Below are 22,615 nucleotides of genomic sequence, written 5' to 3'. Positions count from 1 at the left end.
CCGGCGCGCCGATTTCTCGGACGTACTCGGACGTACGGTGACGCGGGAGATGGTCGAGGTGTCGGACGACGTCCGGTTCGGGGCGGGTCGGGGGGTCCTTCGATCCGTATTCTCTGATCATGGCCGCACCGATCGCATATTCACTTATTGCCACTGACCTGGACGGAACGCTGCTCCGCGGCGACGACACCCTCTCCGACCGGTCACGGACCGCGCTGGCGGTGGCGGTCACGGCGGGGGCCCGGCACCTCGTGGTGACGGGGCGACCGGCGCCGCGCGTGCGGCCGTTGCTCGACGAACTGGGCGGTCAGGGGCTGGCGGTGTGCGGGCAGGGGGCGCAGTTGTACGACGCCGGGGCCGACCGCATGGTGTGGTCGGTGAACCTCGACCGGGAGCTGGCCGAGACGGCGCTCGGCAAGATCGAGGCGGAGGTCGGGGAGGTGTACGCGGCAGTGGACCAGGACGGTGTCGACGGGCTCACGTTGATCGAACCGGGTTACGAGATGCCGCATCCGACGCTGCCGGCGGTTCGGGTTCTCCACCGCGACGACCTCTGGACGCAGCCCATCAGCAAGGTGCTTCTGCGCCATCCGTGCCTGACGGACGACGAGTTGGCGTCGGCGGCCCGCGGAGCGGTCGGTTCCCTCGCCTCCGTCACCATGTCCGGCCCCGGCACCGTCGAACTTCAGCCATGCGGAGTGACCAAGGCGACGGGCCTCGCCCTCGCCGCCGCCCACCTCGGTCTCACCAGCACCACCACGATCGCCTTCGGTGACATGCCCAACGACATCCCCATGTTCGACTGGGCAACCCACGGCGTAGCGATGGCCAATGCCCATCCCGAACTCAAGGCGGTGGCCGACGAGGTGACCCTGTCGAACGAGGAGGACGGCATCGCGGTGGTACTGGAGCGGCTGTTCCGCTGACCGCCGGCCGTCACAGAAACAGCTCCTCCCGTGCGCGGGCGTACGCCCTGACCCCGCCCCGGGCGATCTCCGAAGCGGTGAGAACGGAACCTTCCGTGCCGTGTGCGTCGTTGTCGTAGCAGGTCGCTGGGAACATACCGCCAGTGATCCGATAGTGCCTGGCCTGGACGGGCAGGCGCTCACTGTGATCGAAAGGCGACCGGATACGCTGACTTGAGTGCGAACAGCGACACATCGACAAACCCCTACAGCACACACGACACACAGAACACAAACAGCGCCCAAAGCAACAGCAACAGCACCAAGAGCGCGCAGAGACCGCCCTTGAGAGCGTCAGCAGACAGGAGACCCTCGTGACCGTCGTCGGGCCGTTCGGGCTGAGCGTGCGGGACCAGGCTCTCGAAGCCGATGTCCAGGCCGGACTGGCAGCTGTCGAGGAGGGCCTGCTCGAGGCCACCAAGAGTGAGGTCCCGTTCATCACGGAAGCCGCGCAGCACCTGGTGCGCGCGGGCGGCAAGCGGTTCCGGCCGCTGCTGGTGATGCTCGCCGCGCAGTTCGGGGACCCGTACGCGCCGGGTGTCGTGCCCTCCGCCGTGGTCGTGGAGCTGACCCACCTCGCCACGCTGTACCACGACGACGTGATGGACGAGGCGGACGTACGCCGCGGAGTGCCCAGCGCGAACACCCGCTGGGGCAACTCCGTAGCGGTGCTCACCGGCGACTTCCTGTTCGCGCGCGCCTCGCACATCCTGGCCGACCTCGGGCCGGAGGCCGTGCGGATCCAGGCCGAGGCGTTCGAGCGCCTGGTCACCGGCCAGATTCTGGAGACGGCCGGACCACGCGACGGACGCGACCCGATCGACCACTACCTGGACGTGATCGGCGGCAAGACCGGCTCGCTGATCGCCGTGTCGGGACGGTTCGGCGCGATGATGTCGGGCGCCGACGAGACCGTGGTGGACGTGCTCACGCAGTACGGGGAGCGGCTCGGCGTCGCCTTCCAGCTCGCCGACGACGTACTGGACATCGCCAGCGATTCGCACGAGTCCGGCAAGACGCCGGGCACCGACCTGCGCGAGGGCATCCCCACTCTCCCCGTGCTGCGGCTGCGCGAGCGCGTGGAGCGGCTGGGTCTGGCCGAGGACATCGCGTTGTCCGAGCTGCTCGACTCGGACCTGACGGATGACGCCCGGCATGCCGAGGCACTCTCCCTCCTCCGCGCCCACCCGGCCCTGGAGCAGGCCCGCCGCGACACCGTTCGGTACGCCGAAGAGGCCCGTGCCGCACTCGTGCCGCTACCGGAGTGCGGTGCGAAGGCAGCGCTCGTGGAGCTGTGCGACGCGGTGGTGCACCGGGCGGGCTGACCCCGCCGCAGTCTCTGAACCAAGGGCCCGAACCAGACTCCCGGACGCGACTCCCGACCAGACTCCCGGACCGGGACCCCCATCCAGAGTGACACACATCACATAGTTGGATTGAGTCCAGACTCAGATCTACTCCGTATTCAAGCCCAGAAGCTGACGCAGGGGGTGTCAGCTGAACTACGGGGAGAAAACAGAATCATGGGGACATTCATCACGTCCGCGAAGCGTCGTAAGAGCCTGGTCATCTCCGGTGTCGCGGTGGCCGCCGCGGCCGGTGTCGCCGCCGCCGTCATCCCGGCGGTCGCCGACAGCGGGAACCAGGACAGCGGCAACGCCAAGGGCAAGGGCGCGAACCACGCGCAGCACGGGGGCCAGTCCATCGAGGTGCAGAGCGGCCACGCGGGCGGCAGTGGCGGCGGCGGCACCATCCTCGCCGCGAGCCTCAACGGCGCGAACGAGGTGCCGGTCCAGGGCGGCCCCGCCGTCGCTGACAAGGACGGCGCGGCGCTCCAGTTCGTGAAGGTCAAGGGCGACAAGGTGTCCGTCGCGGTCAAGTGGCGCGGCACCGACAAGCCGACCCTCCTCCACATCCACCAGGGCGCCAAGGGCGTCAACGGCGGCGTCAAGGTCGACTTCACCAAGCTGCTGGAGAAAGCCAAGGGCCGTACGGTCATCGGCACGGTCAAGGTCGAGGACACCGCCCTGCTCGACCAGCTGAAGTCCAACCCGGGTGGTTTCTACGCCAATCTGCATACCGCCGAGTTCCCCGGCGGAGCCGTCCGCGGCCAACTCCACAAGGTCACCACGGACTTCGACTTCAAGAACGCGCTGCACAACTTCCAGGCCTCCGTCATCAAGGGCAAGCAGATCTACGAGTGCAAGAAGGCGGACGACGGCACCACCGCCTTCGCGCAGCGTGATGTGCGCGCCGTACTCGGCGGTGGCATCGCGCACTCCTTCGTGAAGCCCAACTCCGGCACGCCGCAGTGGATCGCGCCGGACCGCAGCGCCGTAACCGGTGCGCTGATCTCCAAGACGCCGAACGGCGACAGGAACATCCCGGAGCTGGACCTCAAGGCCACTCAGTCCGGCAAGCACCGCGGGCTGTTGGCCGGTACGGCCGAGATCCTTCGGCTGAACACGGTGGGCGGGGTGGCTCCTGCCGGGTCCTGCGAGGAGGGGACCATCGTGGGTGTGCCCTACGGGGCGGACTACGTGTTCATCAACCGGTGATCGACAGGCTGTTGAGTCAGTGATCCACGGCCCGTTGGGCCGATGACCGACCGGCTCTGAACGACATTACGGGCGGCGTCTTCCCGCACGACCCTTACGGGGCGGGGTAGGCGCCGCCCACTCGTGTCATACCGCAGCAGTACACGGAGTTGGCTCCGAGGTCTGACGCTTCTCGTCGGCCGATTTGGTCTGATTGGAAACACCACTTCACAGGAGTTCGGGTGACAATGGCGGCCGGGGTGGACGAGTGCAATGACGGTAAGCCGCCGCCGACGACGGAGGTAGGGCACACATGGCACCGTACGAATCCGACGACGACACGAACGAGGAGCTGCGAACCGGCCGGCGCAAGGCGGCGCGGTACGTGGTCCCCGTCGCGGTGATGGGGTTGGCGGCGGCGACCATCGGGCTGGTCCCGGCGTTCGCGGGCTCCGGCGACCCCGACCTGCCGGAGATCACCGCTGAGCAACTCATAGAGAAGATCGCCGCGTCCGACGTACAGCAGCTGTCCGGCACGGTGAAGGTCAGCACGAATCTGGGCCTGCCGGACCTCGGCGGCCTGGAGAGCAGCTTCGCTCCGGGTGGCGGTGGCGCCGGCGGTTCCGACGACGAGGGTTCCTCCGCCGATCCGTCGACCAAGCTCATGGAACTGGCGTCCGGTACGCACACGTTGCGGGTCGCCGCCGACGGCCCGGACAAGCACAAGGTGTCGCTGCTGGACAAGGCCGCCGAGTACAGCCTGATCCACAACGGCGACGAGGTGTGGGCGTACGACAGCGCGTCGAACGAGGCATTCCACATGAAGGACGCCTCCGGTGCCGCCGAGGACAAGGACAAGAAGGAAGAGGCGCCGAAGGACGTCCCGACCACGCCCAAGGAGATGGCCGACGAGGCGCTGAAGGCGGTCGACGACACGACGTCCGTGACCGTCGACGGCACGGCTCAGGTCGCTGGCCGCGATGCGTACAAGCTGGTCATCAAGCCGAAGCAGTCCGGTTCGACGGTCGGTCAGATCTCCATAGCGGTCGACTCCAAGACCGGTATGCCGCTGAAGTTCACGCTGACCCCGGCGAGCGGTGGCGCGGCCGTCGTGGACGCGGGCTTCACCAAGGTCGACTTCAGTAAGCCGGACGCGTCCACCTTCGACTTCAGCCCGCCGAAGGGCGCGAAGGTCACCGAGGGCGACGAGGCGACGTCCGAGGACCAGGCGCTTCCGAAGGCCGAGGAGGACCTGGGCCAAGGGCTCGAAGGTCTCGAAGGGTTCGAAGGGCTCGAGACCATAGGCGAGGGCTGGACCACCATCGCCCGGTTCGACACCGGCGGCGAGGGTATGCCGTCGGCTTCCGGCGACGCGGGCAGCTTCCTCGACTCGCTGGGCACGAAGGTGAGCGGCGAGTTCGGCTCGGGCACGGTCTTCTCGACCCGACTGGTCAACGCGCTCATCACGGACGACGGCCAGGTGTACGCGGGCGCGGTCACGAAGGACGCACTGGTGAAGGCGGCCAACGCCGCGAAGTAACAGGCAGGGAGCGACAGGGAGTTGGTGCCCGGCCGGAGGGTTCTGGTCGGGCACCAACAGGGAGCTGAGGGAGTCGATGGAGGAACGGTCCACCGCGGAACCGGGCAGCGGGCCTGTAACCGGTCCGGAAACCGGGCCGGACACGGTGATCGCCACCCGTGCGCTCACCAAGCGCTACCGCGGCGGACAACTCGCCGTCGACGGCCTCGATCTGGCCGTCCCGGCGGGCAGCGTCTTCGGCTTCCTGGGACCGAACGGCTCCGGCAAGACCACCACCATCAGAATGCTGATGGGCCTGATCGAGCCGACTTCGGGCACGGCGCGCGTTCTGGGACAACCCATGCCGCGCGCCACCCGCACGGTGCTCCCGCAGGTGGGCGCGCTGATCGAAGGACCGGCGTTGTACGGATTCCTGTCCGGCCGCGACAACCTCCTGCGGTACGACTCCGCCGACCCGACCGCCGATCCCCGCACCCGGCGTACGCGCGTCGAGGTGGCCCTCGACCGGGTCGGACTGACGGCCGCCGCGAGCAAGAAGGCGAAGGCCTACTCGCTGGGCATGAAGCAGCGGCTGGGACTGGCGGCGGCACTGCTCCAGCCGCGCCGGCTGCTGGTCCTGGACGAGCCGACCAATGGGCTCGATCCGCAGGGGATGCGCGAAATCCGTTCGCTGGTAAGGGAGCTGGCGTCGGACGGTACGACCGTCTTCCTCTCCTCGCATCTGCTGGACGAGATCGAGCAGGTGTGCACGCATGCCGCGGTGATGGCGCAGGGGCGGTTGATCACGCAAGGGCCGGTGTCCGAGCTGGCGGCCGGCGCCCGTGGCCGCCTGGTCGTCACGACGCCGGATCCGGGCGACGCGGCCCGTGTACTCAAAGAGCAGGGCGTGGCCGACGTCGTCGTCACGGAGGACCGGGTGACCGGCGAGCCTCCGGACGACCGCGACCTCGCCGAGGTGAACGCGGCCCTGGTGTCGGCGGGCGTTCGCGTACGGGGCTTCGGGCTCGAACGGGCTTCGCTGGAGGACGCGTTCGTTGCGCTTACGGGGGAGGGCTTCGATGTCGCGGGCTGAGGCTTCTGGAGGCTCGGGGGTATCTGGCTCCGGGGTCTCGGAGATCTCTGAGGTCACTGACGGCGGTGCCGGTGCCGGTGCCGGCACGGCCGAGGTCGTCGGCGTGCGCAAACCGAGTCCGCTGTGGACCCTCGGCCTGCTGCGCAACGAACTGGTGACCACCCTGCGCCGGTGGCGGACGATCGCGCTGCTGGGGGTGCTGGCCGCGGTACCGGTGCTCGTCGGGATCGCCGTGAAGATCGAGACGAGTGACGGCGGGGGTGGTGGCGGGGGACCGGCGTTCGTCTCGCAGATCACCAACAACGGACTGTTCCTGGTGTTCACCGCGCTCGCCGCGACGCTGCCCTTCTTCCTGCCGATGGCGATCGGAGTCATCGCGGGGGATGCGATAGCGGGCGAGGCGAACGCAGGCACGCTTCGCTATCTGCTGGTCGCACCCGCGGGGCGTACGCGGCTGCTGCTCACGAAGTACGCGACCACGCTGGCTTTCTGTGTAGTGGCGACGCTTGTCGTGGCGGTGTCGGCGCTGATCGTGGGCTCAGTGCTGTTCCCACTCGGCGAGCTGACGACGATCTCCGGCACGCGGATCAGCTTTGCTGAAGGGCTGGGGCGGGCGTTTCTGATCGCGCTGATCGTCGCCGCTTCACTGATCGGTATAGCGGCGCTCGGCCTGTTCGTCTCGACGCTCACCGGCAGCGGCATAGCGGCGATGGCGACGACCGTGGGCCTGCTGATCACCATCCAGATCCTCGACCAGATACCCCAACTCCACGCGATACAGCCGTACTTCTTCTCGCACTACTGGCTGTCCTTCGCTGACCTGATGCGCGATCCGGTGTACTGGGACGATCTGCTCCGCAACCTCGGCCTTCAGGGCCTGTACGCGGCGGTGTTCGGCACGGCGGCGTGGGCGCGGTTCACGACGAAGGACATCACCGCCTGACCGATGACGGTGTGACCGGTCACCGCCTGGCCGGTCACCGCCCGATCGCTCGGCGCCTGCCCGGCGGGTTGCATGGGCGGGGCGCTCAGTGGACGCAGAATTCGTTGCCCTCCGGGTCCGTCATGAGGACCCACTCGCCGCCTGGTTCCTTCACCTCGCGCAGTACCGCCGCCCCCAGGCCCGTCAGTCGCGCGATCTCCGACTCGCGTTGCCCGGGCTTGGTGTGTACGTCGATGTGCAGCCGGTTCTTGACGGTCTTCGGCTCCGGTACGCGCTGGAAGAGCAGTCGTCGGCCGAGACCGGTGCCGCTCTCCTTGTCGTACGGGTCCTCCGGGTGTCGTACGGCGACGAGATCGCGCCAGGCCTTGTGGCCGTGGGACTCGACGGTGATCTCGGGCGGTACGGCGCCGAAGCCCAGCAGGCGTTCGATGAGGACGCTGTTGTCCTCGACTTCGTAGCCGAGGGTGGCGGCCCAGAAGTCGGCCTGGGCGTGCGGGTCGGCGGCGTCGATGACGAGCTTCCAGTGGAGGGGCGTGGGCGACTGAGTCATGGATGGACGGTACGTCGGATGGGGGTTTCGCGCGGGGCTTTCCCCCGCCGCGCCCTGTCCACGAACGCGGCGGCGTGGGTGTGAGCGCCAACGCGGCCCGGCAGGCAGCGAGTTGAGGATGCCCGGGCACACCACACAGCGCGGTGCTGCCGACATACTGTCCTTATGACGGACACCGCCGCCCCCTCATCCACGTCGTCCACAGAGAGCACCTCGGTCGTCGTCGTCGGTGCCGGCCCCGCCGGTCTCACCGTCGCCAACCTCCTGCGTGCCGCCTCGGTCGACTGCGTGGTGCTGGAGACGGAGAGCAGGGAGTTCATCGAACAGCGGCCCCGCGCGGGCTTCCTGGAGGAGTGGGCGGTGCGCGCCCTGGAGCGGCGCGGCCTCGCCGACCGGCTGCTGGAGAACGCCCAGGTGCACAGCGAGTGCGAGTTCCGGTTCGCGGGGGAGCGGCACAGGTTCCGGTACGGCGACATGTCCGGGCACCACCACTTCGCGTATCCCCAGCCGCTGTTGGTGACGGACCTGGTGCGCGTGTATGCGGACGAGCGGGGTGGTGACATCCGTTTCGGCGTACGTGACGTGGAGTTGCGCGGCATCGACTCGGACCAGCCCTCGGTGTCGTACACGGATCCGGACACGGGCGAGCGCGTACGACTCGACTGCGCGGCCATCGCGGGCTGCGACGGCGCGCGCGGTGTCACCCGGGCGTGCCTGCCGCCGGAGCGCGTCGGCGTCGCCCGGCACGAGTACGGCATCGGCTGGCTGGCGCTGCTCGCCGAGGCGCCGCCGTCCAACGACTGCGTCGTCTTCGGTATCCATCCGCGGGGCTTCGCGGGGCATATGGCCCGCAGCCCGCAGGTCACCCGCTACTACCTGGAGTGCCCGCCCGGCGACGACCCCGGGAACTGGTCGCACGAACGCGTCTGGGCCGAGCTCCATGAGCGGCTCGCGGCGGACGGGGCCCAGCCGCTCGCCGAAGGGCGGCTGATCGAAAAGCGGGTCCTGGACATGCACAACTACGTCGTGGAACCGATGGGGTACGGGCGGCTGTATCTGGCCGGAGACGCGGCTCACCTCCTCGCGCCGATCGGCGCGAAGGGCATGAACCTCGCGATCCACGACGCCCTGTTGCTCGGCGACGCCCTCGTCGCTTATTGCGGCAAGGGCGACGAAAGCGGGCTCGGCGGTTACTCGGCGGCCTGTCTGGGGCGGGTGTGGCAGTACCAGGAGTTCTCGATGTGGCTGTCGGACATCTACCACGGCGCCTCGTCCGGCGACCCGTTCCGGGTGGGCATCACGGCGGCCCGGCTGCGGCGGACTCTCGCCTCGCCCGCTGCCGCGGCCGCGTTCGCGGGGCTGTACATCGGCAAGGACGCCGATTACTGACCTCTAGAGCCGGGGGCTCGAGGTCGGCTTCTGGATCTCCGGAACGTCTGCGTCGACCCCTGCTGCCTGCAGAGTCAGCCTCGCCCGGTGTGACGTCCGCAGCGCGTCCCACGTCAGCAGCGACAGCGCGGCCCACACCAGCGCGAACCCGGCCCACCGCTCGGCGGGCATGGCCTCGTGGAAGTACAGGACGCCGAGCAGGAACTGCAGCACCGGTGCCAGGTACTGGAGCAGTCCGAGCGTCGACAGCGGTACGCGGATCGCCGCCGCCCCGAAGCAGACGAGCGGCGCCGCCGTCACCACACCGGTCGCCGCCAGCAGTGCCGCGTGCCCGGCGCCCTCGGCGCCGAACGCCATGTCGCCCTGCCCCGCCAGCCACAGCAGGTAGCCGAGCGCGGGCAGGAACTGGATCGCCGTCTCCGCGGCCAGCGACTCAAGACCGCCGAGGTTGACCTTCTTCTTCACCAGCCCGTACGTCGCGAAGGAGAAGGCGAGGCAGAGGGAGATCCACGGCGGCTGCCCGTACCCGATCGTCAGCACCAGGACGGCGGCGAAGCCGATGCCGACCGCCGCCCACTGGGCGGGCCGCAGCCGCTCCTTCAGGAGCAGGACGCCCATCGCGATGGTGACGAGCGGGTTGATGAAGTAGCCGAGGGACGCCTCCACCACGTGACCCGTGTTGACGGCCCAGATGTAGACGCCCCAGTTGATGGTGATCACGGTGGCCGCGACCGTGATCAGGCCCAGTCTGCGCGGTTGCCGCAGCAGTTCGCCGGCCCAGGCCCAGCGCCGTATCACCAGGAGCGCGATCGCGACGACGCCGAGCGACCACACCATGCGGTGGGCGAGGATCTCGACCGCTCCGGCGGGCTGGAGGAGCGGCCAGAAGAGGGGGACGAGTCCCCACATGCCGTACGCCGCGAAGCCGTTCAGCAGACCTATCCGCCGCTCACCTCTGGACTCCACCGGCACGACCTCTCCCCTCTCGCACGGCTGCGAGCGCGCAGCCGTTCACGACGGTAGCGCCGAACACCCCCGCCTGTCATGGACGTATCCGCGATACGGTCATTACAAGCGAGGGTGGCGGTGACGGGACTCGAGGGCAACGGGAGGAGTCGGCCCTGAAACGTCGTCCCTTTCGAGGAAGCCCGAGGAAGCCCGAGGAAGTCAGCCCTTGAGCGCCGCCGCGATCGACTCGGCGATCGGCGTGGTCGGCCGGCCGGTCAGCCGGGACAGGTCGCCGCTGGTGACGACCAGCTCGCCCTTCTCGATGGACGCGTCCACACCGGCGATGGTCGCGGCGAGCGGCTCGGGCAGACCGACGCCGGTCAGGATGCCCGTGAAGACCTCGACGGATACGGGGCTGTACGCGATCTCCTTGCCGGACTGCTTGGCCACCTCGGCCGCGTACTCGGCGAAGCCCCAGGCGGTGTCGCCGCCCAGCTCGTACGTCTTGTTCTCATGCCCCTCGCCCGTCAGCACGGCCACGGCGGCGGCCGCGTAGTCCGCGCGGGAGGCCGAGGAGACCTTGCCGTCGCCGGCGGCCTGTACGACGGCGCCGTGCTCGAGGACCTGGCCCAGGCTCTCGGTGTAGTTCTCGTTGTACCAGCCGTTGCGCAGCAGGGTGTACGTGACGCCGGACTCGAGGATCGCGGCCTCGGTGCCCCGGTGGTCGTCGGCCAGCGCGGCGGACAGGCTGCCGGGGGCGCTGGTGTACGCGAGGAGCGCGACTCCGGCGGCCTTGGCGGCTTCGAGGACGACCTTGTGCTGGCCCACGCGGCCCTTGTCGAACTCGTTGCCGGAGATGAGGAGCACCTTGTCACCGGCGGAGAAAACGCTGTCGAAGGTCTCGGGAGCGTTGTAGTCGGCGACCGCGATCTTCACGCCGCGGGCCGCGTAGCCCGCCGCCTTCTCCTCGCTGCGGACGACGGCCGTGATCTGGTCGGCCGGGACCTTCTCCAGCAGTCCCTCAATGACGAAACGGCCGAGGTGTCCGGTGGCTCCGGTGACGACAATGCTCATGATGTTGCAGCTCCTTGTGGTGTGGGTATGCACTAACCATAGGTGCTGCACTAACTCTCCGAAAGTACCCACTTTGAAGTAAGGTACTGGCATGGCCGTAAGTGATGCAGTTGTCGCCACTCCCGCAGTAGCCGGCAAATGGAACGTCGAGGGCGAGGCGATGTGCCCCCATCGCCTCGTGCTGGAGCACGTCACCAGCCGCTGGGGCGTCCTCGTCCTGATCCAGCTCCTGGACCGACCGCACCGCTTCAGCGAGCTGCGCCGTGCCATCGGGCGCGTCAGCGAGAAGATGCTCACGCAGACCTTGCAGACCCTGGAGCGGGACGGGCTGGTCCACCGTGACGCGAAGCCGGTGATCCCACCGAGGGTGGACTACTCGCTGACGGACCTGGGCCGCGAGGCCGCCGAACAGGTGCGGGCGCTGGCCGACTGGACGTCGCACCGCATGGACGCGGTGCTGAAGGCGCGCAAGGAGTATGACGCGGCAAGGGAGTAGTTCCCTGCCCGACGAGTGACGCTCCGGGCAAGTGACGTGAGGGCCTGGGCGCTGCTGTACGTGCATGACGTACAGCAGCGCCCAGGCCCTCAGGCGCAACTACCGGTCAGCCGACGACGGTCCAGGTGTCCCCGCCCGCCAGCAGTGCTGCCAGGTCGCCCTTCCCGTTCTGCTCGATCGCCGTGTCCAGCTGGTCCGACATCTGGGTGTCGTACACCGGCCGGTCCACCGAGCGGAAGACGCCGATCGGGGTGTGGTGCAGGGTGTCCGGGTCGGCGAGCCGGGACAGGGCGAAGGCGGTGGTCGGGGAGGGCGCGTGCGCGTCGTGGACCAGGATCTGCGACTCGTTCTCCGGGGTGACGGTGACGACCTTCAGGTCGCCCGTCAGCTGATCCCGTACGACACCCTTCGTGCTGTCCGTGCCGAAGCGGATCTGCTGGCCGTGCTGGAGGCGGATTACCGCCTCCTCGGCCTGCTGCTTGTCCTTCAGGGCCTCGAAGGCGCCGTCGTTGAAGATGTTGCAGTTCTGGTAGATCTCGACCAAGGCCGTGCCCGGGTGGGCGGCCGCCTGGCGCAGGACCTCCGTGAGGTGCTTGCGGTCGGAGTCCACGGTGCGCGCCACGAAGGACGCCTCCGCGCCGATGGCCAGCGAGACCGGGTTGAAGGGCGCGTCCAGCGAACCCATCGGCGTCGACTTCGTGATCTTGCCGACCTCGGAGGTCGGGGAGTACTGGCCCTTCGTGAGGCCGTAGATCCGGTTGTTGAAGAGCAGGATCTTCAGGTTGACGTTCCGGCGCAGGGCGTGGATCAGATGGTTGCCGCCGATGGACAGCGCGTCGCCGTCACCGGTCACCACCCAGACGGACAGGTCCTGCCGGGACGAGGCCAGGCCCGTCGCGATGGCGGGCGCGCGGCCGTGGATGGAGTGCATCCCGTAGGTGTCCATGTAGTACGGGAAGCGGGAGGAGCAGCCGATGCCGGAGACGAAGACGATGTTCTCCTTCGCCAGGCCGAGCTCGGGCATAAAGCCCTGCACGGCGGCGAGGATCGCGTAGTCACCGCAGCCGGGGCACCAACGCACTTCCTGATCGGACTTGAAGTCCTTCATGGACTGCTTGCCCTCGGCCTTGGGCACGAGAGAAAGCGCCTCGATCGTGTCCGCGCCTTCCGTGGACGTCTCAGCCATCGATGGCCTCCTTGAGAGCCGTGGCGAGCTGCTCAGCCTTGAACGGCATACCGTTGACCTGGTTGTACGAGTGGGCGTCCACCAGGTACTTCGCCCGGACGAGCGTGGCGAGCTGCCCGAGATTCATCTCGGGGATCACCACCTTGTTGTAACGCCCCAGCACCTCGCCGAGATTCCGCGGGAACGGATTGAGATGGCGCAGATGGGCCTGCGCGATGCTCTCCCCGGCCGCGCGCAGCCGCCGTACCGCCGCGGTGATGGGCCCGTACGTCGACCCCCAGCCCAGTACGAGCATCTGCGCGCCGTGCGGGTCGTCGACCTCGGTGTCCGGAACGTCGATGCCGTCGATCTTCGCCTGGCGCGTCCGCACCATGAAGTCGTGGTTGGCCGGGTCGTACGAGATGTTGCCTGTACCGTCCTGCTTCTCGATGCCGCCGATACGGTGCTCCAGGCCGGGCGTGCCCGGGATCGCCCACGGGCGGGCGAGGGTCTGCGGGTCGCGACGGTAGGGCCAGAAGACCTCGGTGCCGTCGTCCAGGGTGTGGTTGGGGCCCTGCGCGAACTGCGTGCGCAGATCCGGGAGTTCGTCGATGTCCGGGATGCGCCAGGGCTCGGATCCGTTGGCCAGGTAGCCGTCGGAGAGCAGGAAGACCGGGGTGCGGTAAGTGATCGCGATCCGGGCGGCTTCCAGGGCCGCCTCGAAGCAGTCGGCGGGCGTGCGCGGGGCCACGACCGGGACCGGGGCCTCGCCGTTGCGGCCGTACATCGCCTGCAGCAGGTCCGCCTGCTCGGTCTTGGTCGGCAAGCCGGTGGACGGGCCGCCGCGCTGGATGTCGATGACGAGGAGAGGGAGTTCGAGGCTCACGGCCAGACCGATGGTCTCGCTCTTGAGGGCCACACCGGGACCGGATGTCGTGGTCACGGCGAGCGAGCCGCCGAAGGCCGCGCCCAGGGCTGCGCCGATGCCGGCGATCTCGTCCTCGGCCTGGAAGGTGCGTACGCCGAAGTTCTTGTGCTTGGACAGCTCGTGCAGGATGTCCGAGGCCGGTGTGATCGGGTACGAGCCCAGGTAGAGCGGCAGGTCGGCCTGGCGGGAGGCGGCGATCAGGCCGTACGACAGGGCCAGGTTCCCGGAGATGTTCCGGTACGTACCGGTCGGGAACGCCTTCGCGGCCGGGGCGACTTCGTACGAGACCGCGAAGTCCTCGGTGGTCTCGCCGAAGTTCCAGCCCGCACGGAAGGCGGCGATGTTGGCCGCCGCGATGTCCGGCTTCTTGGCGAACTTCGACTTCAGGAACCTCTCGGTGCCCTCGGTGGGCCGGTGGTACATCCAGCTCAGCAGGCCCAGCGCGAACATGTTCTTGCTGCGCTCGGCCTCCTTGCGGGAGAGGTCGAACTCCTTGAGTGCCTCGACCGTCAGTGTCGTGAGGGGGACGGGGTGGACGTGGTAGCCGTCCAGGGAGCCGTCCTCCAGAGGGCTCGTCGCGTAGCCGACCTTGGCCATCGCCCGCTTGGTGAACTCGTCCGTGTTGACGATGATCTCGGCGCCGCGCGGCACATCGCCGACGTTGGCCTTCAGCGCGGCCGGGTTCATCGCCACGAGTACGTTCGGCGCATCGCCCGGCGTGAGGATGTCGTGGTCGGCGAAGTGCAGCTGGAAGGACGAGACGCCCGGCAGCGTTCCGGCAGGGGCGCGGATCTCGGCGGGGAAGTTCGGCAGTGTCGACAGGTCGTTGCCGAAGGACGCCGTCTCCGAGGTGAAGCGGTCGCCGGTGAGCTGCATACCGTCACCCGAGTCCCCCGCGAACCGGATGATCACCCGGTCGAGGCGGCGCACGTCCTTCGCGCCCGCGCCCGCCGGTCTGCGCTGTTCTCCTACGACGGCTCCGTCGGCCTGTTCGGTTGGACTGACCTGGCTGGTCACTGAACTGGACCTCCCTCGAGGCGGCTGTCTGGGAACGGTCTGCCCGCAAGCGCTCCCACCTTCAACCCTACGTCTGTAAGGGTCGCCTTCCCTCGGCCATTCGCATGATGGACACCACGTTGAGACCGTATGTCGCCCCGATTTGCCACGACTTATTCACCCTCTGGCCTCTATGTCTGAGGACGCTCATGGCTCGTCCTTTGGTTCTAGGACGTGGTTCCAGCGGTTCCAGGACTTCTGCTGAGGAGGGTTCTCCTGGGTGATCGCGGCCTTCATGAGTGCGGGTCGGGCCGCTTCCGAGTTCGGGCGGGGCCCGATCATCAGCTCGGGTGGGGTCGGATCACGAGTTCAGGTAGGTCAGGACCGCCAGGACGCGTCGGTGGTCGCCGTCGCTCTGGGACAGGCCGAGCTTCAGGAAGATATTGCTGACGTGCTTCTCCACCGCGCCGTCGCTGACGACCAGCTGCCGGGCGATCGCGGAGTTCGTCCGCCCCTCGGCCATGAGTCCCAGGACCTCTCTCTCGCGGGGGGTGAGTCCCGCGAGTACGTCCTGCTTCCGGCTGCGGCCGAGCAGCTGGGCCACCACCTCCGGGTCGAGTGCCGTGCCTCCCCGGGCCACGCGTACCACCGCGTCGACGAATTCACGTACCTCTGCTACCCGGTCCTTGAGCAGGTAGCCGACGCCGTGGCTGGAACCGGCGAGGAGTTCTGTGGCGTACTGCTCCTCCACATACTGCGACAACACGAGTACGCCGAGTCCAGGGTGGTGTTTGCGCAGCTGCACCGCGGCCTTGACGCCTTCGTCGGTGTGGGTGGGCGGCATGCGTACGTCGGCGACGACGACGTCCGGCAGGGTGCCCTGGGCTGCCAGTTCGGTGATGGTCTTGATCAGTGCGTCACCGTCGCCCACTCCGGCGACGACTTCGTGCCCCCGGTCGGTCAGCAGCCGGGTCAGGCCCTCCCTGAGCAGCACTGAATCCTCGGCGATGACCACTTGCACCCTGTCCTCCACGATCTCTGGCCCCCCAGCCTGGCGCAGGCTTGCGCGTAGGGGCCAAGCATTTCACCTCCGGCGGTTGGGCGGGGTTGGGTTCGTGGTTTGGTGCGGGTGCGTTGTGGCTGGTCGCGCCCCGCGGCGGAGCCGCTGATGTCACAGCCTCGCGAAAGGGGCGCTCCCGGAGCCGCCAGCCCCCAACTACCGGCAGTCTCCCACCGGTGGGAGGGGACGTGGGCCGGTGCGCCGTATGCCCGTCGCTCAGGTTCTGTCTCAGGTCACCCGCACCGTGTACGGACACCGGGCCGTATGCCCGGCCTGCGACGGGCTGACGCACCGGCCCACGGCCCCGCACCCAACCACGCACCCGAGGGGCGCGGGGAACTGCGCGACCAGCCACGACGCGCCCGCAGTCGCCCATGAACCGAAGAACCCACCCCTCGGGTAGGCGTGCCCTTCTCAACCGCCGGTGGCAACCCGCCAGGGCAACTCCGCGGTGACGCGCGTCGGACCGGCGACCGGGGAGTCGACGACAAGGATGCCGTCGACCGCGTCGAGACGTTCGGCGAGGCCAGCGAGGCCAGAACCGCCGGAGGCGTCCGCGCCGCCGACCCCGTTGTCGACGACCTGAAGCATCAGGCGGTTGTCGACGCGCCAGACGTCGACGTACGCCCGCGTCGCCCGCGAGTGCTTGCTGACGTTCTGGAGAAGCTCGGACGCGGTGAAGTACGCGATGCCCTCGATGGCGGGCGCCGGTCGGGACGGCAGGTCAACCTCGACCTGAACCGGCACCGTGCAGCGCGACGCCACCGCGGACAGCGCGGCATCGAGCCCTCGGTCGGTGAGGACGGCGGGATGGATGCCGCGAGCCAGGTCCCGCAGTTCCTGGAGCGCCGTCTTCACCTCGCCGTGCGCCTCGCCCACCATCCGCGCCGCCTCCTCCGGATCCTCCGTCAGCTTCTCCTTGGCCAGCCCCAGGTCCATGGCCAGCGCGACCAGCCGCGCCTGCGCCCCGTCGTGCAGATCCCGCTCGATACGCCGGAGGTCGGCGGCGGCCGTGTCGATGACGACACCGCGGTCCGACTCCAGCTCCACGACCCGCGTCGCCAGCCGTGAAGGCCCCAGCAGTCCGTGCACCAGCAGCCGGTCCACCAGCGTCAGCGCCCGTACGATCCATGGCGTGGCCAGCGTGAGCAGCAGCCCCAGCAGCGCGGTCACGATGACTTCGAAGGGGTTGTCCAGGTAGATCCGGTGCGCTTCGTCCCCGTAGAGCTGAAGCCCGCCCTGTCCGCCGTACACCGGAAAAACCCAGAACCACAGCGGGTACGTCAGCATCGCCCAGCCGTACGCCCAGAAGTTGATCGCCACCGCGAACGCGAACACGGCCCACGGGAAGTGCAGCACCGCGTAGAGCAGATGCCGCCAGGACGCTCCGCTCTTGAACATCGCGCCCATCCATGCCATCGGGCCCTGCTTCCGGACCCGCAACGGCTCCGGTGCCGCGACCTCCAGACCCAGCAGCCCGCGGGCCCGCGCACGCTCCAGCGCGCCGAATGCTCGGCAGCCCGCAAGCGCTGCCGCGAGCACGGGAATGCCGAGGAACGTGATCAGCAGGCCCGCGCCCAGCGACACCATCGTCACGGCGAAGGTGAACATCAGGATGCCGACCGGCAGGCTCAGCATCAGATAGCCGAACTCTTTCCAACTGCGCGCCTCGATCGGCGCCCGCAGCGCGGCCGGGAGCCGGTGCCGCCGCCCCTCGACGCCCTCCCCGAGGAACCCGGGCCCAGCGTTTCGCCCGTACCCCTGTCCGTACTCCGTCGCCATGGCCGCCGTCCGTTTCTACTAGGTCCCTACTCGGTCCAGTTGTCCGATGTCGTAGTTCCACACTCCTCGGTGCCAGGTCCGCGGACCATGGAGTGCGTCGGCGTCTTGAGGCGGGGGTTTTCCCCACCCCCTGGGCCGCCTCGGGAGTACGCGGGGTGGGGCAGGTGGTGGGGTGGCGGCTCGGATCGCGGCGGGGTGACATGGGGCGCAGCACGGCCGGGGCAAGCAGCCGTACGCCAGGAAGGGCCGCTCGGAAGGGGCGTACGCGAGGGTAGGCAGGCGTAGGACCCGCAGCCGTACGCTTACCCTCGCGCCGGCTCCTCCGTCCGGTCCCGCCACGGGAGTTCCGCCGTGATCGTTGTCGGGCCGCCTACGGGGGACTCGATGACGAACAGGCCGTCGACCGCGCCGAGCCGGTCCGCGAGGCCCGCCATTCCCGTGCCGCCGTCGAGGGAGGCGCCGCCGCGGCCGTCGTCCCAGACCTGTATGAGCAGGCGGTTGTCCGAGCGCCAGACGTCGACCGAGGCGGACCTCGCCCCGCTGTGTTTGCTGACGTTCTGGAGGAGTTCGGAGACCGTGAAGTACGCGATGCCCTCGATGGCCGCGGCGGGGCGCATCGGCAGGTCGGCCGTCACCTTGACGGGGACCGTGCAGCGGGAGGCCACCGAGGACAGGGCGGCGTCGAGTCCGCGGTCGGTGAGGACGGCGGGATGGATCCCCCGGGCCAGGTCGCGCAGTTCCTGGAGCGCCATCTTCACCTCGCCGTGCGCCTCCTCGACCATCGATGCCGCGGTGTCGGGGTCCTCCAGGAGTTTCTCCTTGGCCAGACCGAGCCCCATCGCGAGGTTGACGAGGCGCGCCTGCGCCCCGTCGTGCAGATCCCGCTCGATACGCCGCAGGTCGGCCGCGGCCGTGTCGACGACCACACCCCGGTCCGACTCCAACTCGGCTATACGCCGCTCCAGTTCGTCGGAGGGCGACAGCAGCCCGCGGACCATCGCCCGGTCCGCGTTCGCGAGCCCGCGCGCGATGAACGGCAGCACAGGCCACAGCACGAACAACGAGGTCAGCGTGATGGTGAAGGTGAGGATGCCCCAGGGCAGCCGCATGAAGTCGTACAGCACCGTCCGCCAGCCGACCGGATCCCTCAACGCCATCCACAGCCTGGAGAGGAACCCGCTCTGGCCGCGGAACGGCAGCGGACTCGGCTCCTCCACCCGTACCCCGAGCAGCGCCCTGGCCCGGCTCCGCTCAAGCTGGCCCAGCAGACGTGCGCCCATCAGCCCGCCGGCGAGCAGCGGAAGACCGACCACCGTCAGGCTCAGGAAGGCACCGGTGGACAACACCGTCACCACATACGTGAAACCGACCAGCGACACCGGCAGGTTCGCCAGGAGATGCGTGATCTCCTTCCAGGTGTGCCGGTCATAGGCGAAGCGCGCGGGTGGCGGGCGGTCGCCGCCGCCCCGGGTGTCGGTGGCGAGGATGGATTCGGTCATAACCGCTAGCGTGCCGGGCCGCGCGCCGGAGCGCCATGAGGTGAACTGCCGGGATTCCCTGGGGAAAACCCCACCTCCGGGCCCGCCGTCGGACCTGCCCCCGGACCCGCGCTCGGGGCGGCCGTGGAACATCTGCGGGTGGCTGTCGGGTGCCTTTCGCCGTCCAGCGGGTGCCTGCCGGGATCATTCCGGGCGCCTGTCGGGATCCTGCCGGGCGCCTGTCGGCGACCTCCGCGCATGCCAAGGCGTGACGGGCTGCTTACCGTTTCTTTAGCAGGGCCTAGACTCCGATGCGTACAGATCGTCGAGCACGGCGCATCGCACGGCGCACATCAGGGCGCGCACGAGGTCATACGCGGTCATACGAGGTCAGGGAGCGAGGGGCGGACGTGCCGGAACCGACCAGGGGCGCGGGGACCGGGGCCGCCGGGATCACGGTCGCGGCGGACTACTTCCAGTCCTACTCGGTCGTCGGACTGCTCGTCGTAGTCGGCGTGCTGTTCGTCGCCGTCGCCTTCGGAGCCGGGCGCCTGCTGCGGCCCGTCGTCCCGACGCCCGAGAAACTCCTGACGTACGAGTGCGGAGTCGACCCCGTCGGTGAGGGCTGGGCTCACACCCAGGTCCGCTACTACGTCTACGCCTTCCTCTACGTGATCTTCGCCGTCGACTCGATCTTCCTCTTCCCTTGGGCCACGGTCTTCGCCGCGCCGGGCTACGGGGCGACGACGCTCGTGGAGATGTTCATCTTCCTCGGCTTCCTGGCCGTGGGACTGCTGTACGCATACAAGAAGGGCGTCCTCACATGGACGTGACCCAGCCCGAGCCCGTGTCCGAGCCGGGGCCTGTGCTGCTTCCGGAGCCGAAGCGCCTGGGTGCGCTCGCGCGTCTCGCCCCCGAGCCGATGAAGGTGGTCCTGAACTGGGGCCGCCGCTACAGCCTGTGGGTCTTCAACTTCGGCCTCGCCTGCTGCGCGATCGAGTTCATCGCCGCCTCCATGGCCCGGCACGACTTCATCCGCCTAGGGGTGATTCCGTTCGCTCCGGGGCCGCGCCAGGCCGACCTGATGGTGGTGTCGGGGACGGTGACGGACAAGATGGCGCCCGCGGTGAAGCGGCTGTACGAACAGATGCCTGAACCCAAGTACGTCATCTCCTTCGGCGCCTGCTCCAACTGCGGCGGGCCCTACTGGGACTCGTACTCCGTGACCAAGGGCGTCGACCAGATCATCCCGGTCGACGTGTACGTCCCCGGGTGCCCGCCCCGTCCCGAAGCGCTGCTCCAGGGCATCCTCAAGCTCCAGGAGAAGATCGCCCGGGAGTCGCTGGGGGAGCGGTACGGCTCCGATTACGGGTCTGACCGGTACGGGCCCGCCGGCGCCCGGCCTTCCGCGGGCGCGCTGCAGAGCGGGCTGGTGAAGCCGCCGGTTCCGGCCGGGGAGGAGGGCGAGCGGTGACCGGCTGGCTGCCCTCCCCGGTGGAGGAGCTCTTCGGTGCGGAGGCCACGGCCGAGGAGTCGTACGAGCTCCTGACCGTCGACGTGCCGCCCACCGCCTGGATCTCCGCGCTGGAGACCGCGCGCGGCGAGCTGGGCTGCACGTATTTCGACTGGCTGAGCGCCGTCGACGAACCCGGCACGGGCTTCCGCGTCTCGGCCCATGTGGTCGCGCTCGCTCCGGTACGCCGCCTTCTCGTACGGACCACTGTCCCGCACGACGCCCCCGTACTCCCTTCCGCCGTCGACGTCTACGCGGGCGCCGCCTGGCACGAACGCGAGACCCACGAGATGTTCGGCGTCGCCTTCGAAGGCCACCCGGGGCTCGCGCCGCTGCTCCTCCCGGAGGGCTTCGAGGGGCACCCGCTGCGCAAGGACTTCGTCCTGGCGGCCCGCGTCGCCAAGGCCTGGCCCGGCGCGAAGGAACCGGGGGAGTCGGAACACGGCGGCCCGAAGCGCCGGCAGATGCTGCCACCGGGCGTCCCCGACCCGAACGAGTGGGGCCCTCTGAAGGGTCAGCTCCCGCCTGCTCCCGCCCGCCCGGCCCGCGGCGCTGCCCGGGCGGCGGGCGAACGCCCGGCCCGGCGGGCTCGCACAGCAGGGGAGGGCTCGGCGAGCCAGGCCCCGGCTTCGGGTGCGCCCGCTGCGGGTCCGGGTACGGACGCGGTGGCGGAGGGCAGGCCTGCGGGACGCCGGGCGCGCAGCGTGAGCGAGGGCTCGGCGACACAGCGCACGGAGGGGGCGGAGGCAGGCTCGGCGGGTGCTCCTCCGGCCCCGGTTTCGGGTGCCGAAAGGCCGCCCGTGGCGCCACGTCGCTCCCGCAGCGCCGGTGAAGGCTCGGCGTCGCAGCGCGAGGCCTCCGCTGCCGCCGCGGCTGATGAAGCCGGCAGCGAGCAGCCGCCCGGAGGCGGTGGGCCCGCCCGCCCGGCGCGCGCCCGCAGTACGGACGCCCCATGGCACCACGCGCGCCCCGCCTTCGACGACGCCGATCAGAAGACGCCCACGGGGCCGTCCACGGAAGAGTCGCGGATCGGGGAGCCGTCCACGGTGGAGTCGCCGATGGCGGAGCCGCCAACTGAGGAGCGCCCCTCGACTGAGCGGCAACCGGACGACGAACCCAAGGCCAAGGCTCCCGAGGAGTCGCAGGCGAAACCCTCCGAGGCCCCCGAGGCCCAGCAGCCCACCGACGACAACTCACCAGGAGGCCCGCAGTGAACGACGTGCTCGACGTCACCCTGCGACTCCTGATCGTCTTCGTCGTGTTCCTCACCTTCCCGCTGATCGTCGGCCAGACGGAACACAAGGTGATGGCTCATATGCAGGGCCGCCTCGGCCCCATGTACGCGGGCGGCTTCCACGGCTGGGCCCAACTTGTCGCGGACGGCGTGAAGTTCGCCCAGAAGGAAGACGTGGTCCCCGCAGGCGCCGACCGCCGCATCTTCCAGCTGGCCCCCGCCGTCGCCCTCCTCCCGTACCTTCTCGTCCTCCTCGCCATCCCCATCGGCCCGGGCGAAGGCGCCGTCGGCGAGGTCATCGACGCGGGCATCTTCTTCGTCCTCGCCGTGATGGGCGTGGGCGTACTCGGCTCGCTCATGGCGGGCTGGGCCTCGGCCAACAAGTTCTCCCTCCTCGGCGGCCTCCGCACCGCCGCCCAGCTCCTCGCGTACGAACTCCCGATGCTCCTCACCGCGGCTTCGGTCGCGATGGCCGCGGGCACGGTCTCGCTCCCCGGCATCCTCGACGCCTTCGAGTGGTGGTGGCTGCCCTGGCAGATCGTCGGCGCGCTCGTCTTCTTCGTGGCCGGCCTCGCCGAACTCCAGCGCCCTCCCTTCGACATGCCGGTCGCCGACTCGGAGATCATCTTCGGTGCGTACACCGAATACACCGGTCTGCGTTTCGCTCTCTTCCTCCTCGCCGAGTACGCCGGAATCATCGTCCTGTGCGGACTGACCACCGTCCTTTTCCTGGGCGGCTGGCACGGCCCGTGGGGCGACGACGGCCTCGGCTGGGTCTGGACCCTGCTGAAGACCGCGGTCCTCGCCTTCCTCGTGATCTGGCTGCGCGTCACCTATCCCCGTCTCCGCGAGGACCAGCTCCAGAAACTCTCCTGGACCCTCCTCGTCCCTCTCTCCCTCGCCCAGATCGCCCTCACCGGCGTCGTCAAGGTGGTGATCCAGTAG

At 69.3% G+C, this 22,615-nt stretch carries 21 protein-coding genes; 12 read left to right on the top strand and 9 right to left on the bottom strand.

Annotated features, from left to right (window positions below; genetic code table 11):
* Window positions 1-119 precede the first annotated feature (119 nt).
* The gene (locus ABD357_RS19090) at window positions 120-926 is read left to right on the top strand and encodes an HAD family hydrolase (RefSeq protein WP_344391510.1); all 807 of its coding nucleotides are present in this window, start codon (window positions 120-122) and stop codon (window positions 924-926) included.
* Between the two features lie 10 nt (window positions 927-936).
* Here the strand turns inward: ABD357_RS19090 and ABD357_RS19085 are convergent, their stop codons facing one another.
* Window positions 937-1,062 carry a hypothetical protein gene (locus tag ABD357_RS19085; RefSeq protein WP_344391509.1) on the bottom strand — a complete coding sequence of 42 codons (126 nt, stop codon included), beginning with the start codon at window positions 1,060-1,062 and terminating at the stop codon, window positions 937-939.
* Window positions 1,063-1,279: 217 nt separating this feature from the next.
* Here ABD357_RS19085 and ABD357_RS19080 point away from each other — a divergent pair, with 217 nt between their 5' ends.
* The 5 genes from ABD357_RS19080 (at window position 1,280) to ABD357_RS19060 (ending at window position 7,057) form a co-directional block, all read left to right on the top strand.
* On the top strand, window positions 1,280-2,290 hold the full coding sequence (locus ABD357_RS19080; protein WP_344391508.1) for a polyprenyl synthetase family protein: 1,011 nt from the start codon (window positions 1,280-1,282) through the stop codon (window positions 2,288-2,290).
* Between the two features lie 198 nt (window positions 2,291-2,488).
* On the top strand, window positions 2,489-3,523 hold the full coding sequence (locus tag ABD357_RS19075; RefSeq protein ID WP_344391507.1) for a CHRD domain-containing protein: 1,035 nt from the start codon (window positions 2,489-2,491) through the stop codon (window positions 3,521-3,523).
* Between the two features lie 292 nt (window positions 3,524-3,815).
* Window positions 3,816-5,042 (top strand): LolA family protein, encoded by a 1,227-nt coding sequence (locus tag ABD357_RS19070; RefSeq protein WP_344391506.1) that lies wholly within the window; start codon window positions 3,816-3,818, stop codon window positions 5,040-5,042.
* A gap of 76 nt (window positions 5,043-5,118) precedes the next feature.
* Entirely contained in the window at window positions 5,119-6,114 is a 996-nt protein-coding gene (locus tag ABD357_RS19065) for an ABC transporter ATP-binding protein (protein WP_344391504.1), read from the top strand.
* Entirely contained in the window at window positions 6,101-7,057 is a 957-nt protein-coding gene (locus ABD357_RS19060; protein ID WP_344391503.1) for an ABC transporter permease, read from the top strand. Before ABD357_RS19065 ends, ABD357_RS19060 begins: the two co-directional genes overlap by 14 nt.
* A gap of 85 nt (window positions 7,058-7,142) precedes the next feature.
* Here ABD357_RS19060 and ABD357_RS19055 read toward each other — a convergent pair whose 3' ends face one another.
* Complete coding sequence (locus ABD357_RS19055; RefSeq protein WP_344391500.1) at window positions 7,143-7,607, bottom strand: VOC family protein; 465 nt, start codon at window positions 7,605-7,607, stop codon at window positions 7,143-7,145.
* 165 nt (window positions 7,608-7,772) lie between these two features.
* Here ABD357_RS19055 and ABD357_RS19050 point away from each other — a divergent pair, with 165 nt between their 5' ends.
* Complete coding sequence (locus tag ABD357_RS19050) at window positions 7,773-8,996, top strand: 4-hydroxybenzoate 3-monooxygenase (RefSeq protein WP_344391499.1); 1,224 nt, start codon at window positions 7,773-7,775, stop codon at window positions 8,994-8,996.
* Between the two features lie 3 nt (window positions 8,997-8,999).
* Here ABD357_RS19050 and rarD read toward each other — a convergent pair whose 3' ends face one another.
* Both rarD and ABD357_RS19040 read right to left on the bottom strand, forming a co-directional pair.
* Window positions 9,000-9,905 carry an EamA family transporter RarD gene (gene rarD / locus ABD357_RS19045; RefSeq protein ID WP_393420405.1) on the bottom strand — a complete coding sequence of 302 codons (906 nt, stop codon included), beginning with the start codon at window positions 9,903-9,905 and terminating at the stop codon, window positions 9,000-9,002.
* Between the two features lie 258 nt (window positions 9,906-10,163).
* A complete protein-coding gene (locus ABD357_RS19040; protein WP_344391497.1) occupies window positions 10,164-11,018 on the bottom strand; it encodes an SDR family oxidoreductase in 855 nt (284 codons plus the stop codon).
* Between the two features lie 91 nt (window positions 11,019-11,109).
* On the opposite strand from ABD357_RS19040, the gene ABD357_RS19035 reads away from it, so the two are divergent.
* On the top strand, window positions 11,110-11,514 hold the full coding sequence (locus ABD357_RS19035) for a winged helix-turn-helix transcriptional regulator (RefSeq protein ID WP_344391496.1): 405 nt from the start codon (window positions 11,110-11,112) through the stop codon (window positions 11,512-11,514).
* A gap of 106 nt (window positions 11,515-11,620) precedes the next feature.
* Here the strand turns inward: ABD357_RS19035 and ABD357_RS19030 are convergent, their stop codons facing one another.
* The 5 genes from ABD357_RS19030 to ABD357_RS19010 form a co-directional block, all read right to left on the bottom strand.
* On the bottom strand, window positions 11,621-12,700 hold the full coding sequence (locus ABD357_RS19030) for a 2-oxoacid:ferredoxin oxidoreductase subunit beta (protein WP_344391494.1): 1,080 nt from the start codon (window positions 12,698-12,700) through the stop codon (window positions 11,621-11,623).
* Window positions 12,693-14,624 (bottom strand): 2-oxoacid:acceptor oxidoreductase subunit alpha, encoded by a 1,932-nt coding sequence (locus tag ABD357_RS19025; protein WP_344391493.1) that lies wholly within the window; start codon window positions 14,622-14,624, stop codon window positions 12,693-12,695. The genes ABD357_RS19030 and ABD357_RS19025 overlap by 8 nt, the downstream gene beginning before the upstream one ends.
* A gap of 340 nt (window positions 14,625-14,964) precedes the next feature.
* Window positions 14,965-15,624: a response regulator transcription factor gene (locus tag ABD357_RS19020; RefSeq protein WP_328771034.1), complete on the bottom strand. Its 660-nt coding sequence runs from the start codon at window positions 15,622-15,624 to the stop codon at window positions 14,965-14,967.
* Between the two features lie 453 nt (window positions 15,625-16,077).
* The gene (locus tag ABD357_RS19015; RefSeq protein WP_344391492.1) at window positions 16,078-17,445 is read right to left on the bottom strand and encodes a sensor histidine kinase; all 1,368 of its coding nucleotides are present in this window, start codon (window positions 17,443-17,445) and stop codon (window positions 16,078-16,080) included.
* 302 nt (window positions 17,446-17,747) lie between these two features.
* Window positions 17,748-18,944 carry a sensor histidine kinase gene (locus ABD357_RS19010; RefSeq protein WP_344391491.1) on the bottom strand — a complete coding sequence of 399 codons (1,197 nt, stop codon included), beginning with the start codon at window positions 18,942-18,944 and terminating at the stop codon, window positions 17,748-17,750.
* Between the two features lie 389 nt (window positions 18,945-19,333).
* On the opposite strand from ABD357_RS19010, the gene ABD357_RS19005 reads away from it, so the two are divergent.
* The 4 genes from ABD357_RS19005 to ABD357_RS18990 are packed head-to-tail and all read left to right on the top strand — an operon-like array spanning window position 19,334 to window position 22,615.
* Window positions 19,334-19,756, top strand: a complete 423-nt coding sequence (locus ABD357_RS19005) for an NADH-quinone oxidoreductase subunit A (RefSeq protein WP_344391490.1) — start codon at window positions 19,334-19,336, stop codon at window positions 19,754-19,756.
* Window positions 19,747-20,397 (top strand): NADH-quinone oxidoreductase subunit B, encoded by a 651-nt coding sequence (locus tag ABD357_RS19000; protein WP_344391489.1) that lies wholly within the window; start codon window positions 19,747-19,749, stop codon window positions 20,395-20,397. The genes ABD357_RS19005 and ABD357_RS19000 overlap by 10 nt, the downstream gene beginning before the upstream one ends.
* Window positions 20,394-21,650 carry an NADH-quinone oxidoreductase subunit C gene (locus tag ABD357_RS18995; protein ID WP_344391488.1) on the top strand — a complete coding sequence of 419 codons (1,257 nt, stop codon included), beginning with the start codon at window positions 20,394-20,396 and terminating at the stop codon, window positions 21,648-21,650. The genes ABD357_RS19000 and ABD357_RS18995 overlap by 4 nt, the downstream gene beginning before the upstream one ends.
* Complete coding sequence (locus tag ABD357_RS18990; protein ID WP_344391486.1) at window positions 21,647-22,615, top strand: complex I subunit 1/NuoH family protein; 969 nt, start codon at window positions 21,647-21,649, stop codon at window positions 22,613-22,615. Before ABD357_RS18995 ends, ABD357_RS18990 begins: the two co-directional genes overlap by 4 nt.

The sequence above is a fragment of the Streptomyces vastus genome (assembly GCF_039532825.1).
In the GTDB taxonomy this organism is placed as follows: Bacteria; Actinomycetota; Actinomycetes; order Streptomycetales; family Streptomycetaceae; genus Streptomyces; species Streptomyces vastus.
The sequence above is the reverse complement of the archived record's forward strand: the minus strand, read 5'-3'. Positions and strand labels throughout refer to the sequence as shown.

Excerpts from the sequence above, each read along its gene's own strand:
- ABD357_RS19075 (WP_344391507.1), top strand. The coding sequence starts at position 2,489 with ATGGGGACATTCATCACGTCCGCGAAGCGTCGTAAGAGCCTGGTCATC.
- ABD357_RS19040 (WP_344391497.1), bottom strand. The coding sequence starts at position 11,018 with ATGAGCATTGTCGTCACCGGAGCCACCGGACACCTCGGCCGTTTCGTC.
- ABD357_RS19035 (WP_344391496.1), top strand. The coding sequence starts at position 11,110 with ATGGCCGTAAGTGATGCAGTTGTCGCCACTCCCGCAGTAGCCGGCAAA.
- ABD357_RS19000 (WP_344391489.1), top strand. The coding sequence starts at position 19,747 with ATGGACGTGACCCAGCCCGAGCCCGTGTCCGAGCCGGGGCCTGTGCTG.
- ABD357_RS19010 (WP_344391491.1), bottom strand. The coding sequence starts at position 18,944 with ATGACCGAATCCATCCTCGCCACCGACACCCGGGGCGGCGGCGACCGC.
- ABD357_RS19070 (WP_344391506.1), top strand. The coding sequence starts at position 3,816 with ATGGCACCGTACGAATCCGACGACGACACGAACGAGGAGCTGCGAACC.
- ABD357_RS19030 (WP_344391494.1), bottom strand. The coding sequence starts at position 12,700 with ATGGCTGAGACGTCCACGGAAGGCGCGGACACGATCGAGGCGCTTTCT.
- ABD357_RS19090 (WP_344391510.1), top strand. The coding sequence starts at position 120 with ATGGCCGCACCGATCGCATATTCACTTATTGCCACTGACCTGGACGGA.
- ABD357_RS19055 (WP_344391500.1), bottom strand. The coding sequence starts at position 7,607 with ATGACTCAGTCGCCCACGCCCCTCCACTGGAAGCTCGTCATCGACGCC.
- rarD (WP_393420405.1), bottom strand. The coding sequence starts at position 9,905 with ATGTGGGGACTCGTCCCCCTCTTCTGGCCGCTCCTCCAGCCCGCCGGA.
- ABD357_RS19050 (WP_344391499.1), top strand. The coding sequence starts at position 7,773 with ATGACGGACACCGCCGCCCCCTCATCCACGTCGTCCACAGAGAGCACC.
- ABD357_RS19015 (WP_344391492.1), bottom strand. The coding sequence starts at position 17,445 with ATGGCGACGGAGTACGGACAGGGGTACGGGCGAAACGCTGGGCCCGGG.
- ABD357_RS19060 (WP_344391503.1), top strand. The coding sequence starts at position 6,101 with ATGTCGCGGGCTGAGGCTTCTGGAGGCTCGGGGGTATCTGGCTCCGGG.
- ABD357_RS19065 (WP_344391504.1), top strand. The coding sequence starts at position 5,119 with ATGGAGGAACGGTCCACCGCGGAACCGGGCAGCGGGCCTGTAACCGGT.
- ABD357_RS19085 (WP_344391509.1), bottom strand. The coding sequence starts at position 1,062 with ATGTTCCCAGCGACCTGCTACGACAACGACGCACACGGCACGGAAGGT.